The 15,199-nt window shown below is 66.3% G+C and carries 12 protein-coding genes, 1 tRNA gene, 1 other RNA gene and 1 pseudogene; 6 read left to right on the plus strand and 9 right to left on the minus strand.

Translation table 11 applies throughout. The annotated features are described in order from the left end of the window. Nucleotides 1–219: 219 nt before the first annotated feature. Nucleotides 220–696: a MarR family winged helix-turn-helix transcriptional regulator gene (locus HNO81_RS15245; protein ID WP_175318959.1), complete on the minus strand. Its 477-nt coding sequence runs from the start codon at nt 694–696 to the stop codon at nt 220–222. Nucleotides 697–771: 75 nt separating this feature from the next. Between HNO81_RS15245 and HNO81_RS15250 the strand changes: the two genes are divergently transcribed. After that, entirely contained in the window at nt 772–1,014 is a 243-nt protein-coding gene (locus tag HNO81_RS15250) for a hypothetical protein (protein WP_175318960.1), read from the plus strand. 117 nt (nt 1,015–1,131) lie between these two features. After that, the gene (locus tag HNO81_RS15255) at nt 1,132–1,347 is read left to right on the plus strand and encodes a hypothetical protein (RefSeq protein WP_175319011.1); all 216 of its coding nucleotides are present in this window, start codon (nt 1,132–1,134) and stop codon (nt 1,345–1,347) included. Between the two features lie 131 nt (nt 1,348–1,478). On the opposite strand, the gene HNO81_RS15260 is transcribed toward HNO81_RS15255, so the two are convergent. The 4 genes from HNO81_RS15260 to ffs form a co-directional block, all read right to left on the minus strand. Then, nucleotides 1,479–2,837, minus strand: coding sequence for an aspartate kinase (locus HNO81_RS15260; protein WP_175318961.1), 1,359 nt, complete (start codon nt 2,835–2,837; stop codon nt 1,479–1,481). 238 nt (nt 2,838–3,075) lie between these two features. Next, entirely contained in the window at nt 3,076–3,675 is a 600-nt protein-coding gene (gene recR, locus HNO81_RS15265; RefSeq protein ID WP_175318962.1) for a recombination mediator RecR, read from the minus strand. Nucleotides 3,676–3,750: 75 nt separating this feature from the next. Further along, a complete protein-coding gene (locus HNO81_RS15270) occupies nt 3,751–7,341 on the minus strand; it encodes a DNA polymerase III subunit gamma and tau (RefSeq protein WP_175318963.1) in 3,591 nt (1,196 codons plus the stop codon). Between the two features lie 51 nt (nt 7,342–7,392). Further along, nucleotides 7,393–7,489, minus strand: an RNA gene (ffs, locus tag HNO81_RS15275) — signal recognition particle sRNA small type. 388 nt (nt 7,490–7,877) lie between these two features. On the opposite strand from ffs, the gene HNO81_RS15280 reads away from it, so the two are divergent. After that, nucleotides 7,878–7,962: transfer RNA gene (locus tag HNO81_RS15280), tRNA-Ser, on the plus strand. A 79-nt stretch (nt 7,963–8,041) separates the two neighbouring features. Here HNO81_RS15280 and HNO81_RS15285 read toward each other — a convergent pair. Next, a complete protein-coding gene (locus HNO81_RS15285) occupies nt 8,042–8,977 on the minus strand; it encodes an oxygenase MpaB family protein (protein WP_175318964.1) in 936 nt (311 codons plus the stop codon). 596 nt (nt 8,978–9,573) lie between these two features. Here HNO81_RS15285 and HNO81_RS20480 point away from each other — a divergent pair. Further along, a pseudogene (locus tag HNO81_RS20480) lies at nt 9,574–9,927 on the plus strand (M23 family metallopeptidase); the annotation flags it as partial. Nucleotides 9,928–10,001: 74 nt separating this feature from the next. Here the strand turns inward: HNO81_RS20480 and HNO81_RS20485 are convergent. After that, complete coding sequence (locus tag HNO81_RS20485) at nt 10,002–10,667, minus strand: hypothetical protein (RefSeq protein ID WP_371818287.1); 666 nt, start codon at nt 10,665–10,667, stop codon at nt 10,002–10,004. A gap of 158 nt (nt 10,668–10,825) precedes the next feature. Here HNO81_RS20485 and HNO81_RS15295 point away from each other — a divergent pair, with 158 nt between their 5' ends. Then, a complete protein-coding gene (locus tag HNO81_RS15295) occupies nt 10,826–11,338 on the plus strand; it encodes a glutathione peroxidase (RefSeq protein ID WP_175318965.1) in 513 nt (170 codons plus the stop codon). A 159-nt stretch (nt 11,339–11,497) separates the two neighbouring features. Further along, nucleotides 11,498–12,427 carry a phosphodiesterase gene (locus HNO81_RS15300; protein ID WP_175318966.1) on the plus strand — a complete coding sequence of 310 codons (930 nt, stop codon included), beginning with the start codon at nt 11,498–11,500 and terminating at the stop codon, nt 12,425–12,427. 65 nt (nt 12,428–12,492) lie between these two features. Here the strand turns inward: HNO81_RS15300 and HNO81_RS15305 are convergent, their stop codons facing one another. Next, complete coding sequence (locus HNO81_RS15305) at nt 12,493–14,130, minus strand: stealth family protein (protein ID WP_175318967.1); 1,638 nt, start codon at nt 14,128–14,130, stop codon at nt 12,493–12,495. Between the two features lie 68 nt (nt 14,131–14,198). Next, nucleotides 14,199–15,128 (minus strand): hypothetical protein, encoded by a 930-nt coding sequence (locus HNO81_RS15310; protein ID WP_175318968.1) that lies wholly within the window; start codon nt 15,126–15,128, stop codon nt 14,199–14,201. Between the last annotated feature and the right edge of the window lie 71 nt (nt 15,129–15,199).

The raw sequence follows: 15,199 nt of genomic DNA on the forward strand, positions 1-15,199 counted from the left end.
GTGGGGGAACTTCCCGGTGCGGTTGATGCGGGGGCGGAGGAAGATGCTGTTGGCGCGGAGGTGCCGTCAGGGGTGCTGCTGCAGCCGGAGATCAGCCCGGTGCCAACTGCCATGACCACCGCGAGCATCCCAAATTTCCGCATCAGGCCACCTCTCTTCCGTCCAGTAAATTCTAGTCGCTCGGCTAACGCCGGCAGGTTGCTGTTTGGCCGCAATCGCTCACGGGGCGGTAGCAGCGATCAACCCCATCATGGAGGCGTGCAGCTCGGTGACCTGGTCCCGCGTCAACCCGAGCCGCTGCATCATGGTCCCCGGCACTTGGAGCGCCTGCTCCCGGAGGGCGGCACCCCGGGGTGTCAGCTCGACGGCGAGTGCGCGTTCGTTTCCGTCCGCCCGGCGGCGCGTGATGAGGTCCGCCGCTTCCAACCGGCGCAAAAGCGGGGAAATGGTGGCCGGCTCCTGGGCCAGGGCTTCGCTGATGTTCCGCACGGTGCGGGGACTCTCCTCCCAGAGGCAAAGCATCACCAGGTACTGCGGATGGGTGAGGTTGAGCTTCTCAAGGACGGGCTTGTAGGCGCCCACAACACTGCGCGCAGCCACCGTCAGCGCAAAGCAGAGCTGATGTTCCAGCAGCAGGTCTTCGTCAACTGCTGCTGCAGCCGTGTCCTGCGGGTTTGTCGCCGCTGTGGCGGTCATTGGTCCTCCAATTGTTAGTGCACTAATCATTAGTGTACATTTATGGCAGGTTGAACAGTGAGTGGAAGGAACCCCATGGGCAGGGACAAGTCCGCGGACAAGGGCAACGCCTCCCAGCGCTTCATGCGCGCCACCGGAAAGTTGCGGGCCGTTTTCGGTCCCGCCAACCGCTCCGCGCTGGCCCACGACATGACGGAGGAGAACCGCCGCCTGCTGGCCCAGCGCCAGGCCGAAACCCAGCAGTGGGAAACCATCACCAGGCCGGACGGCAGCACGTACGTGGTGCCGCGGAACCCGGAAGACCGCTCCCTGCGTTAGCGATTCTCCCGCCTTTGGCCCGGAGCCTTTTTCGCGTCACAGGCATAAAATTGGGGCACTGGCCCCCGCCGGGGCCGGCATCACTTTCGCCCTAGGGACAGGAAGGGGGTGGAAACAGTGGCACATGTCCTCAACAGCTTCATGGGCCTGACTGAGAGGCTCCGCTTCTTGTTTGGTCCTGCCACCCGGCTGGACGCCGACGCGCCCGTGGTGCACAAACACGACGAATTCGAGCAGGCCTCCGAAGAGGACCTGTCGCACTTCGTAGTGGAGACCGACTCGACCGGCCACCACTACGCGGTACGCCGCGAAGACCTGGAACGCGAAGCCTGACTTTCCCTGGGTGCTTCCAGAGACGGAAAAGCCGGGCCGCCTTCTCCTTTTGAGGAGAGGGCAGCCCGGCTTTTCGTTTGCGCCTAGCGGCCTCCTTTTGAGGAGAGGGCAGCCCGGCTTTTCGTTTGCGCCTAGCGGCCGGTGCCGCCGTAAACCGTGGCTTCGCTTTCGGTGTCGAGCCCGAACGCGTTGTGGATGACGCGCACAGCCTCGTCCAACAGGTCAGCGTGCGTGACCACCGAGATACGGATTTCCGAGGTGGAGATCATGTTGATGTTGATCCCGGCGTCGGACAGGGCCTTGAAGAACGTGGCCGAAACTCCGGGGTGCGACCGCATACCGGCGCCGATCAGCGACAACTTGCCGATCTGCTCGTTGTATTCGATGGCCTCGAAGCCGATCTGGTCCTGCGCGGCGTGGAGGGCGGCCAGGGCATCGGCACCCTCGACGATGGGCAGGGTGAAGGAGATGTCGGTCTTGCCCGTGCCGTGGGTGGAGACGTTCTGGACGATCATGTCGATGTTCGAGTGCGCGTCGGCGATCACCTGGAAGATCGCGGCGGCCTTGCCGGGGATGTCGGGGACGCCGACCACGGTGACTTTCGCTTCGGAACGGTCATGCGCAACGCCGGAGATGATTGGCTGCTCCAAGGCAACTCCCTCTTGTGTGGTGATCTTGTCGTCGGCGCTGGGGATGACCCAGGTACCTTCGTGCTGGCTGAATGAGGACCGGACGTGGAGCGGGACGCCGAACCGGCGGGCGTATTCCACGCAGCGCAAGTGGAGGATTTTGGCGCCGGAAGCCGCGAGTTCCAGCATCTCCTCGCTGGAGATCGTGTCGATCTTCTGAGCTGACGGGACAACGCGCGGATCCGCGGTGAAAATGCCGTCCACGTCGGTGTAGATCTCGCAGACGTCCGCTTCGAGCGCTGCCGCCAGTGCCACGGCCGTGGTGTCGGACCCGCCGCGGCCCAGCGTGGTGATTTCATTGGTGGCCCGGCTCATGCCCTGGAAGCCTGCCACGATGGCGATGTTGCCCTTGTCCAGGGCAGTGCGGATGCGGTGCGGGTCGACGTCGATGATCCGGGCCTTGCCGTGGATGCCGTCGGTAATCATGCCGGCCTGGGAACCGGTGAAGGACTGGGCGGAGGCGCCGAGCTTGTTGATGGCCATGGCCAGCAACGCCATGGAAATACGCTCACCGGCGGACAGGAGCATGTCCATTTCACGGGCGGGGGCCGAATCGGTCACCTGCGCCGCCAGGTCCAGGAGTTCGTCCGTGGTGTCGCCCATGGCAGAGACCACCACCACTACCTCGTTGCCGGCCTGCTGTGCATCCACGACGCGCTTTGCAACGCGCTTGATGCCGTCAGCGTCCGCAACGGAGGAGCCGCCGAACTTCTGCACGATGAGCTGTTTGGTCACCGCGCCGGAGGCGGGTGCCGCCAGCGGCTGTGTTGCGTTGTGCACTTCGGTGGTGGGCGTACTCATGCGCGTACCTTCATCGGATCAATTGGAGTTCTGGAGGCCAGGCAGCCTGACGCTGGACGGCGCGGCAATCCTTGGGACAGTTTATCGCCGCGCCCGGAGGGACGTTGAATTGTGACCACATACCGGCCATGAAACGCGGTGCCGCCTGCAGCGGCACTGCCCGCGGACCCAACGCCGGGCGAGGCGGCCGCGGTTTGAGCCGGGAGTGGCGCACGACGGCGGGAGGCCACCGGGTGCCTTAGCTCAGGGCGTTCCGGCGGCCCTCGAAAGCACGGCCCAATGTGACTTCATCGGCATACTCCAGGTCGCCGCCCACCGGGAGGCCCGAGGCCAGCCGGGTGACGGCGATGCCGATCGTCTTCAGCATCCGGGCCAGGTAGGTGGCCGTTGCCTCACCCTCCAGGTTGGGGTCGGTGGCGATGATGACTTCCTGGATCTCGCCGTCGTTGAGCCGGGTAAGCAGCTCGCGGATCCTCAGCTGTTCCGGTCCCACGCCGGCGATGGGGTTGATGGCCCCTCCCAGCACGTGGTACCGGCCGCGGAACGAACGGGTGCGCTCCACAGCCAACACGTCCTTTGACTCCTCGACAACGCAGATGACGGCGGGGTCGCGGCGCGGGTCGCGGCAGATGTTGCACAGCTCCTGCTCCGTGACGTTGCCGCAGACAGTACAGAACTTCACCCGTTCCTTGACGGTGGTGATGGCTTCAACCAGCCGCTTCATGTCCTGGGGATCGGCCTCAAGGATGTGGAACGCCAACCGCTGTGCGGACTTTGGCCCCACGCCCGGAAGGCGTCCAAGCTCATCGATCAGCTCCTGGACAGCACCTTCGTACACGTTTCCCTCTTTAGCTTGGTGTGGATAGCGGATGGATCAGTCAGTGTGCACTGCCCCGGCGGCAGTTCCCGGCCCTCAGTAGCGTGGCGGAACGGGGCTGCCGTCCAGGGACCGCTCCTCGATCAGTTTCCCGCCCAAGATGCGTTCAACGGCTGCCCGGCCGAACACGCCGGATTCCTCGATGGTTTCGTCATCGGCGCTTGGTATGTCCTGCACATAGGCGCTCGGGGCGGCGGCAGCCCTGGCCGGCGCCTTGGCGCGTCCAGCCTCGGCCTCGGGGCTGTTGGACAACCGCTGGTAAAGGCTTTGCCGCGTTTCCGTCCGTCCGGGAGCCTGCGCAGCGGCCGGCGCAGCACTTCCGGGCTGGGGCCGGGCAGGTGCAGCCGGCGCCTGCGTAACGGACGCATGCATACCGGCGGTCTGCGTCGGGGCCTGGGCCGTGGGGGCCGGTGCAGAAGCGTGTGCCCCCGGAGCGGGCGACACCGACGCCTGTGCCGCCGCCGCTTGGGCGACAGCACCGTGTGCGGAGGCGCCGGGGGCGGTGGCAGCCATGGCAAATTCCCGTACCAGGGCGTGCCCGGGGGATGCCTGGTCAGTTCCCGAATCGGAGGCCACCTGCCCGGGGCTGGAAGCCGCGGCGGGGCCCCAGTCCGGGCCTGCGGCACCGCCACCGGGCGACGGTGGAGTTGCCGGGATGGACGGCGGTACCTGCGCTGTCGCGGGGGCGTAATGGGGGACGTCGGCAGACGCGCCGATGTTCTCCTTGCCGGAATCCGGCGCTGGCCGGGCGCCCACGTTGCTCTTGTCCCCCAGGACCCAGATGCCTGGTGCCTGTTCCACTGCCCGGGTCCACGGATCGTGCGCGGCATCAGCCGGTTGGGCCGTGGACGCGGCAGGGACAGCGGAGTCCGGGCCGCCGGGGGCAGTCCTTTCCGGGCGTGCAGTGTCACCAGGGTTGCTGCTGCCACCTGGTTGGCGGCTGCCCGCGGAAGGGGATGCTGGTGCTGTCCGGCTGCCGGAACGAGCCGAGGGCTCCCAGTCCATGGGGGGCTCTTCGTCCAGCGGGGGAGCGTCCTCATCGCGCGGCGGACCCCAGTCGTCATCCGAGTAGGAGTAGTCACCTCCCGCGGAAGGGTACGCGGGCTGGGCGTCGACTGTGCGTGCGGTGCCGGCTGCGGGGCGTTCGGCGGCCGATGAAGGTGCCGGAGACGGTGCACGCCGATTCACGACAGCGGCAGGAACCGCGGCAGGAGCCGGTTTCTCGGGTGCTTGCGAGCCAGCGGATACCACCGAGCCTGTGGAGCCCGCATCCTTCGGCGTCCCTGGGGCTGCCGCGGCTGCGGGGATCTGCACCTGTGGGTCCGCTTGGGCGAGGGTAGGGGTGGGGGCAGGGGCAAGCCCCCACGCAACGTCAGCTGAGGTGGCCGGAACCACCGGGCTGGCGGGAACTTTTGGGTTTGGCTCAGAGCTCGTTTGGCTGGCTCCGCCGGCACCTGCCTGGGTGCCGCTGCCGGCAACCGCCTGGATCTGGCAGTCAATGCCCACGGTTTTGTTGATTGCCTGGCGCAGGTTGTCCGAATGGTCTGCCCTGCCGAAGGCGCCGGCCAGCCCGGAGGTGCTAAAGGACAGGGTGAGGACAGAGCCGTCGAATGCCTGAACCTGCGCATTGGGTTCCACAAGGGCCCAGGTGCTGCGCTTGATCTTGGAAAGTGCCTGCAGGACATCTGGCCAGGCCCTGCGGAGGACCTCCACGTCGCCCATGGCCGGGGGAGTGGCTGGGGCAGAAGCGCCAGGTGCGCCGTGGTGTGCCGCAGGGCCCTGGGCCGCGGGGCCCCGCGGTCCTGGTACCGGCTGGTGCGGCGCCTGGGGGCCGGGACCGTTGCCTTCGGGGGCCTGGTTTCCCGGCGCGTGGATTCGCTGCTCCGGTTGGCCCGGCGCTTGGCCTGCCTGCCCTGGGTTTCCGGCCGCTGCGCCCTGGCCCTGTGGCCTGTCCTGGTGGCGAGCTGCCGCATCCTGGCCGCTAACCTGCCGATCTGGGTGCGCGTGCGGGGCTGCGGCACCGTGCTCCTGTGGCCTGGGAGTGGCTTCTGCCGTCTGCGTTGGGGGCATCTGCGTTGGGGACGTCTGAGCTGGGGGCATCTGCGCTGCGGGGGTCTGCGGCGCGGAAGGGCCCCGCTGGGCGGTGACGGTTTCCGCGCCGGCGGAGCCTTGCGGGCCCTCCGGTGTCCGAGGCCGGCCCGGTTCGTCGACAGGCCAGTCGCTGGTGCTGACACGCGGTGGCGTGAGGGGGCTGCGGGTGCCGTCGGAGGGGGCAGAAACCCGCCCGTCCCCGGGTCCGGAAACAGCGGGGCCGGAACCACCGGGTGCCGAACCAGCGGGAACAGCCGATCCGGCCTGCGAGGGTGCTGCCGGGATCGACGGTGCCTCTGTTGAGGCGCCCTGGGCCGGAGCGTTCTGTGCAGGACCGGGCAGTGCCGGAGCGCCGACGTCGTTCCCTGCATAATTCAGGCGCCGTTCCACCCGGTCGATCCGGGCTGCCATGCCGCGCTCGTTCTGTTCGGAGCTTGGCAGCAGGATGCGCGCGCAGAGCAGTTCAAGGTGCAGCCGCGGGGATGTGGCGCCGGTCATTTCGGTGAGGGCCGTGTTGGTGACATCGGCAGCGCGGGAAAGCTCTGCTGCACCGAGGTTGTGTGCCTGGTTCTGCAGGCGGGCGATCTGGTCTGCCGGCATTCCGCGCAGGATGATGTGGGCGCTCTCCGGCATCGCCTGCACGATGATGAGGTCGCGGAAACGCTCCAGCAGGTCCTCCACGAACCTGCGGGGATCATGGCCGGTTTGGATGACACGGTCCACGGCGCGGAAGACGGTGGCGGCGTCGGAGGCAGCCACGGCCTCCACGACGTCGTCCAGCAGCGAGGCATGCGTGTAGCCGAGCAGGGCCACGGCGAGCTCGTAGTCCAGTCCGTTGGGCCCGGCGCCTGCCATGAGCTGGTCCAGGACGGAGAGGGAGTCGCGGACGGAGCCGCCGCCGGCACGGATGACCAGCGACAGGACTCCGGGGGCCACCGGGACGTTCTCCTGACGGCAGAGGAGCTCCAGGTAAGCCATAAGGGGCTCCGGGGGCACCAGCCGGAACGGGTAGTGGTGGGTCCGGGAACGGATGGTTCCAATGACCTTGTCCGGCTCCGTGGTGGCGAAGATGAACTTGATGTGTTCCGGCGGCTCTTCCACGATCTTGAGCAGGGCATTGAACCCTGCGGACGTAACCATGTGGGCTTCGTCGATGATGAAAATCTTGTAGCGGTCCCGCACCGGGGCGTAGGTGGCGCGCTCGCGGAGGTCCCGGGCATCGTCGACGCCGCCATGGCTGGCGGCGTCGATTTCGATCACATCGAGGGAACCTGAGCCGCCGCGGGCCAGTTCGACACAGCTTGGGCACACGCCGCAAGGGGTGTCCGTGGGGCCTTCAGCACAGTTCAGGCAACGGGCCAGGATGCGGGCTGATGTGGTTTTGCCACAGCCCCTGGGGCCGGAGAAAAGGTAGGCGTGGTTGACGCGGTTTTTACGCAAAGCCGTCATCAGCGGCTCGGTGACATGCTCCTGCCCGATAACGTCCGCGAACGAGTCTGGACGGTATCTGCGGTACAGGGCGGTAGTAACTGTCACAGAGAAAACCCTACCAATCCGGGCTGACATCATGCCGCCCTGTGGGGGAATAGTAAAGACCCCCCATGCACCCGCCAGAGCCCGTCTACCCTTGCTACCTTCCGGTCCTGGGGGAGTTCAACAGGATGACGCCACATGAGGGGCCGTCAGATACTTTACCCGATCATCCGGCCCGACTCGAATCGGTCAGCGGCGGCGCGACCGGACGGGCATTCGTGTCCCAGCCGCCTTGGCTGGGGCGGGTATGCGGTTTTCCATTGCTTATCTCTGCCACACCCGGGATCATGGTTATGTACACCGATTGGGGCAATCTCAAGGTTGTGAGCTGCGTGGCCTGGCTTCACGGGTGGACCCGGCAGCTCAACGGTGAACAGGGAATGGGCGCATTGGGGGCGTCCATTTTCAAGTTAAAAGGGTCCCGGACGCCTGCGTCCCCTCACCGATCCACCAGGCGAAATACGGTCACCGGATGGCCCAATTGGGCGATGCGGAAAACTTCAGGTAATCTAGTACCTGCTTTTGATTCAGAAGCAGATGGAGAATTCGCCTAGCGGCCTATGGCGCACGCCTGGAACGCGTGTTGGGTTAACGCCCTCGGGGGTTCAAATCCCCCATTCTCCGCCGGTCAAGAACCCGGCCCCGCATACCGCGGGGCCGGGTTTTTGCTTTTTCGCCGCCGTCACGTTCCCTTCACTGCTGGTCAGGCGACGTCCGCGACGGGTTCACCAAGCCGCTTCAACCGCTGCCTTGCCGCCGTTTCGCTCGGACCCATCTGCCTCCGTGGACCGCCCAGGGCTAAATGCACGACGCCGAGCACCACCTTTGTGGTGAGCCGCACCGGCAGGGGAAACCGGCCCAGCCGTGGCACGGAGAGCCCCAGCATCTCCCGGTACCGGGGTTCCAGGCTGTAAACCGCGGCGGCAAACAGGATCCGGTAACCAGGCCTCAGCAGCGGGTGCAGCGGCGCATCGCGAATGAACTCCACGGTTTCCCTGACCCGGGCGTCCGCCCGCAGCCCGCCCTGCGTGTACCAGCGGTCCAGCTGGCTGCGCAGCTGCGCCTCCGTCAGCGGCGGGTCTTCCACCCCCATCAGCCGACCGGCCTGAGCCCACTCCCGGACGTAGGCATCCGCGCCGCCGGGGACGTCGCCGCCCCACAACTTATGGGCTGCGAGGAAACCGTCCGTGAACGCGAGATGGATCCAGTTGGCCAGCGCCGGGTCGTTGGCACTGTAGGTGCGCACTTCGCCGTCGTTGTTCAGGTAATTGCCCTGGACCGGCTCATGCAGGCGGCGGACGCGCCGTGTTGCCTCCTCCGCTGCTGCGGTGGAGCCGTAGGTCACGGTGAAGATCCAGCGGATGGTGTTGGCCAGCCGGCGCAAGGGATCGTCCCGGAAGTTGGAGTGCTCGTGCACCCCTGCCAGTGCGCCGGGGTGAAGGGACTGCATGAGCAGCGTCCGGATGCCACCCACAATGGGCGTCATGGACCCATGCACGGCCCACACCGCGGAACCGGGCAGGTGGTAGCCGGCGTCGTCGCCGTCGGCGAGCCTGACGGTCCAGTCCGGTGGGGCGTCGGCCCTGCCCGAGAAGGTCTTTTTGATCTCGTCCCGCCAGGTACGAAGGACATTGCGCATGAGCCATTGTTGCCCATTTCCGCAAGGCAGGTGGATCCAGCCGCGAAACGCGGATCCCCACCCCCTAACGACCCACAAAAAACCCGCATAGTCCGGCGATGGGGTTTCAACGCCTGCGGTCCTGTGGTCCCATGGGACATACCGTCGAGACACCGTGCGGCAGGCCACGTCGTGGAGTAAGTCAATTGGGCCAGAATCTTGTGCCCGGCAACCGTAAGCCGGACCACCGTACCTTTCCGCCCGTTGCCCGCGCAGTCGCCGCGGCTGGGGTGCTGGCGGCCTCAGTTTGCGCCGTCAACCTCTCAGCCGGTCCCGGAGCGGCACCGCAGCTGGCACGATTGTCCGCCGGCACCGGGACCACTTCCGGCAGCGTTTCCCCTGCCGGAACGTCCGCGTCTCCCGACGGCGGGCAGGCGGTTGGCGGGCCGGCCGCGACCGGTACGGACCAATTGGGCGCCGCAGCCTTGCCGACGGCCATTTTCTCCAGTCCGCAGGCCGCGCTGGCCTTTCCGCGCACGTCCTTTGGGGGAGCCGACCAGGCGGCGGCCATGACGGTGGGCCCCGCGGGTGCGGGCAGGCCCGTGGCCGGTTTCCTGATGGCGCCCCTGCAGCTCCTGGACCCCAGTTCGCCGTTTGGTTTCCGGGTCAGCCCGATCAGCGGGTCCGCGGGAGACTTCCACCTTGGCCAGGACTACGCTGCGCCCTGCGGAACCCCTGTCTATGCGGCGGATTCCGGTGTTGTGCGGGCAGCTGGCTGGCACCCCTGGGGCGGCGGAAACCGGATTGAAATCGACCATGGTGACGGGCTCATCACCACGTACAACCACCTGGAATCCATTGGCGTCAACACCGGCGACCAGGTGCGGGTGGGCCAGGTCATCGCGCGCGTGGGCACCACCGGGTGGTCCACGGGCTGCCACCTGCATTTCGAGTCGATCCTGGATGGCCGCTACACCAACCCGCTGAGATGGAGATTCCTGCAGCTGCGCGCCCTGGATCAAACCCTTCCGGCCGGCATGGTTTCCTACGCTCCGGGCTCGGGTGTGTCCGGCGGCAGGGTCAGCTGGACCATCCCGCTCCAGATCGACTCCGGAGGCGGATTCCCTGCTGCCGGACTCCAGGTTTCGCCGTTCCCGCCGATTTTCTTGCCTGGCCCAGCGCCGTCGCCGTCGCAGGCAACGGGCATTGTGCTTCCTCCTCCCAACGTGCAACTGACGACGACGGCGCCGCCAACTGCTGAGCCTTCAGCAAGTGCCGTGCCAACTTCGCCCGGGCCGGTCGCCAGCGATCCATCGACTGCCACGGCAAGTCCATCGCCTACCTCCCCAACTACCGCCAGCCCGTCGCCGTCGGCTACTGAACCTGGGAGTCCTTCGCCTTCTCCCACCCCGACGTCTACGCCGTCGCCAAGTCCTTTGCCGACCATAACTGAGCCGACCCCCAGCGAACCGGCACCCAGCGAACCGGCTCCGGCACCCACGACGGTCGAGCCGGCGCCCAGCGAACCGGCTCCGGCACCTACGACGGTCGAGCCGGCACCCAGCGAACCGGCTCCGGCACCCACGACGATCGAACCGGCACCCAGCGAACCGGCTCCGGCACCCACGACAGTCGAGCCGGCCCCCAGCGAACCGGCTCCGGCGCCCGCTCCGGAACCTGTTCCCGTGGAGCCGGCACCAGCACCGACCACCCTTGCCCCTGAGCCTGTACCGACCGTGCCGCCGTCGGAGCCAGACCCAACGCTGACACCCACCCCTACTCCGACCGAAACAGCATCCACGCTGCCCCCGGCCTAAGGGAATTTTCTTCCAGACCCGTACATCGGGCCGCCGGCACCGAATAACCGGCATGAGCAACTCTTCCCTGACACGCAGCCAGCGGTCCCTCTACCCGATCCCGCTGATCCTGAACGATGGCACGAGGACGAACTTCGGCCAGTTCAAAGGAAAGGTGGTGTTGGTGGTCAACGTGGCCTCCAACTGTGGCTTCACCCGGCAGTACGCGGGGCTGGAGGCCCTCTACGGCCAGTTCCGCGAGCGGGGCTTCGAGATCCTGGGCGTGCCGTGCAACCAGTTCGCAGGGCAGGAGCCGGGAACCGACAGTGACATTGCCGAGTTCTGTGAACGGAATTTCGGTGTCTCGTTCACCCTCACTGCCAAGGCAGACGTCCGTGGCAGGAACCAGCACCTGCTCTATTCCGAGCTCACCAAGTTCAAAACCGGCCTGCTGCCGGGCCTGGTGAAGTGGAATTTCGAGAAGTTCCTGGTCAACCGCGAAGGGGATGTGGTGGCCCGGTTTGCCCCTACGGTTGAGCCGGACTCACCGGACGTCATCGCTGCGATCGAGCAAGCGCTCGGATAAGTGGCGACCGGCCGAATTTGCCCTGCAAAAGCGCAGTTCTTACAACTTTTTCCACATCAGCAACGGAGATTCACCCCAAGTTTGCCAAATGTCTGATTGGATAAATATTACTGAAGGGTACAAGGGAAGAACGGCTTCCCACCGACCATAGAGGTAGCAATGGAGAACATCGAGGCCGAACACCCCCGGCCACGCCACTTCCTACTCCACCTGAGTGACCCCCACCTGTTGGGAGGTCCAGAACCCCTCTACGGAACCGTTGACAGCGAAGCCAGGCTCATCCAGCTTTTCGACGAAGTCAAAGCGTCAGGGGCCAGGCCGGAAGCCGTCATCTTCACGGGCGATCTCGCGGACAAAGGCGATGCAGACGCGTATGTGAAGCTCCGGGCCATCGTGGAGCCGGCCTGCAAGGAAATGGGAGCCCAGGTCATTTGGGCCATGGGAAACCACGACGACCGGGCCAACTTCCGCAAAGGCCTCCTCGACCAGCCCGGCAGCACCGAGCCCGTGGATCACAGCTACTTCATCAACGGGCTGCGGGTCATCACCCTGGACACGACGGTCCCGGGGTTCCACCACGGCGAGCTCAGCCCGGCGCAGCTGGAGTGGCTGGCCCGGCAGCTGGAAACGCCTGCGCCGGACGGCACCATCCTTGCCCTGCACCACCCGCCCGTCCCCTCGGTGCTGGACCTTTCGGTGCTGGTGGAACTGCGAGACCAGGCGTCACTGGCAGCAGTGGTGCGCAATTCGGATGTCCGCACCATCCTGGGCGGCCACCTGCACTACTCCACCACAGCGAGTTTCGCCGGTGTTCCCGTCTCGGTGGCATCCGCCTCCTGCTACACCCAGGACCTGAACGTGCCCGTGGGCGGAACCCGCGGGCAGGACGGCGGCCAGGCCTTCAACCTGGTGCACGTGTATGAACACACCATCGTGCACTCCGTGGTGCCCATGGGCAGCGCGCCCACGGTGGGCGAGTACGTCTCGCCCGAGGAGACGGCCCGGCGGCTGAAGGCTGCCGGGGTAAGGATCCCGGAAACCACCAAACAACGCGCCAGCACCAAGCGCGGCGTGCCCACCCGGCAGTAGGGGCCGCCCCCGCGAAAGGGGACCCCCGTGTGCCCGAGCCGTCCGGCCCAAGCACAGTGGGTGGCTTACTTCTCCCAGGGTGCCTTGATGGGAAAGTACTGCTCCAGGAAATTCGTCACTACCTCGGCGCGTTCGTCGGCGCTGACCTCGGGGAAGCTGCCGTCGTTCAGGCAGAAGAAATCCATATTCCGCTTGGACAGCAGCTTGGGCAGGTACTTGAGGCCTGAGCGCATGGTGGTGTCCACATAGCGCACCTTGGCCGCAGTCTGCGTGACGGCGCGGCCCGTCAGCAGGGCGTAGTAGTGGTAAAAGGAATTGGTCACGGAGATGTTGTCCGCGGCCCGGAACCTGCTGGCCGCCGTCTTGCGGAACTCCTCGGGGAACTCCTCCTCCATCTGGCCCACCACGCTCCGCCGCAGGGGCGCGGCCGTGTGTTCCAGGTGCCGGGTGGTGATTCGGCCGAACCGGTTCCACAGAAGCTTTCGGTTTACCCGGGCCGCATTTTCGAACCCGCTGCGCTCGGCGTCATTTTCGCCCAGCCCAATCCGGGTTTCCGCCTCGATGAACTTGGTGATGCCACCCGGGGTAAAGAACATGTCGGGTCCCACCGGACGGCCGAAGAACATGTCGTCGTTGGAATAGAGGAAGTGCTCGGACAATCCCTCGATGTGCTGGAGCTGGCACTCCACGGCCTGTGAATTATGCGTGGGAAGCACCGAGGGATCGGAGAAGAACTCCTCGCTCCGGACGATGGTGACCGAAGGGTGCTCGGCCAGCCAGGCCGGGGCGGGCGAGTCCGTGGCGATGAAGATCCGGCGGATCCAGGGCGCAAACATGTACACGGACCGCAGGGCGTACTTCAGCTCGTTGATCTGCCGGAACCGGGCTTCATGGTCGTCGCCCTCGCCCAGGACATGGCCCTGTTGCTGGGCACGGCGGGCCGCGATGTATTCGGGCGAACTGCCGTCCACCCAGGAGAACACGATGTCGATGTCGAAGCTGATGTCGCTGGCGTGGTCGGCGAACATGTTCTCGATCGTGGGCCAGGTGTGCCCGTAGCGTTCCACCGTTCCCCGGACCGCATCCTGGCGCAGCAGGGTCCTGCGGGTCAGGGAGTTTTCGATGGGGAGGATGAGCTGTTCGCCCTCAAAGGACCACAACTCGATCTGGACGCCGGCGGAGGCGCCGAACTCAAAACCGCCCACCGGCTCCACCCGCGGACGGTACAGCCGGAAGATCCGTGCCTGCCGGTTGGGCGACAGTTCGCCGTCCGCCACCAGCACGGACGTCTTCTTCTTGGCGTCCACGGTCATGGAGTAGAAGGGCTCGTCCCGGCAGGCTTCCACCAGGGCTGCCCTGAGTTTCTTCCGGTCCTTCCAGTCCAGGGCCAGTACGGGCCGGTGGTTGTTGCCGCGCACCAGAAGGTACGACAGGCCGGCATTGGCCAGGACATTGCGCAGGAAGAGAAGGTCCTCCACCATGGCCTGGTAGGGAGTCCTGGTGTCATTGATCAGGGCATAGCGGCCCTTGTGCCGGACGACGTCCGCCCGGTGGCTCAGCCGCCGCTCTGCTGCCGCCGACGTGATCTCGGCGTGAAATTGTTCCTCCACGGACGGTTGGGCGCCGTAGTAGACCTCGTCCTGGACCGGTGCTTCTGTAATGGTTGTCTCCGTGCTGGTGGAAGTGGGCACTCTTACCTGCATGATAGTCCTGCCTGGGTAACGGAATGTTTCGGGGCCTTATTGCGGCTCCCCGGCGGGCCGGAAGGGGCTCAGCCGTCCAGTGCCGCGCGCCACGCGCGCAGGAAGGCTCCGCCGGCGTCGTCGTGGATCACTGTTGACTCCAGACCCAGGTCCGCCGCCGTCAGCACGGGGTAGGGCTTGTGGGGAACGCCGTCGGCGGGCCGCACGTCCACGTGCTTCACCGGATGGTCATTGTGGTGCAGCCAGTCCGCCATGGCGTAGTCGGTGCGCGAATCTCCCACCGTCCGCCACGCCTGCGGCGTGATGCCCTGTGCCGCGAGCAGCTCCACGGCGCGGCTCGCGCCCAGGTCCTTGCCCAGCCGCACCGACTCGATGTCCGTGGAGATGATGGTGGGATCCACGCGGTAGTCCACGTCGTCGTCGGAATTTGGCACATGGTGGTCAAGCCGGACCACGCCCAGCCCATGCCGGGCCATGAGTTCCATCGCCCGGGCGTCGAACAACTTCTGCTCTGCGAGGTAGTCGGCGCTGGGCACGTCGATGTGCTGCTCTACGGAGACCATGGCGCGCTTGGTTTCGTCAAAAAACATATGGGCGGCAAAGTCCGCAGCCACCAGCCGGCGGATGTCGTCCCCGTACGCTGACGGTACGGCAAGCTCCCGGTCCACATGGACGGGGCCCGGGCCGGCGGATGTGTAGCTGAACCAGACGGCGCCCTTTTCGCAGACGGCGTGGATGACGGTCCCTGCCGGGATGCCGGCAGCGATCATTGGTTCCATGACCTGCTCGCGGATGAAGGCGTCTGAGCGGCCGGTGTTGAAGATGACGGGGATTCCGGCTGCCGCGAGGGCCACCAGGTCCTCGATGATGCCGGGCTTGACGTCCCGTGTCACGGGGCTGGCCACCGGCCCGTCCACATCCAGCAGCAGCGCCAGCGGCGGGGCGGAGGGCAGGCGGGTTCCGGGCGCGGGCACGGCTGGGGACTCGGAGGCTGTCATGGGTCCATTCTGTCAGCAGGACCGGTGCTGCCCCGTAAATGCGCCCCCGGAGCGGCCACAGAGCGGATGGT

The organism is Pseudarthrobacter sp. C4D7 (genome assembly GCF_013359725.1).
GTDB lineage: Bacteria > Actinomycetota > Actinomycetes > Actinomycetales > Micrococcaceae > Arthrobacter.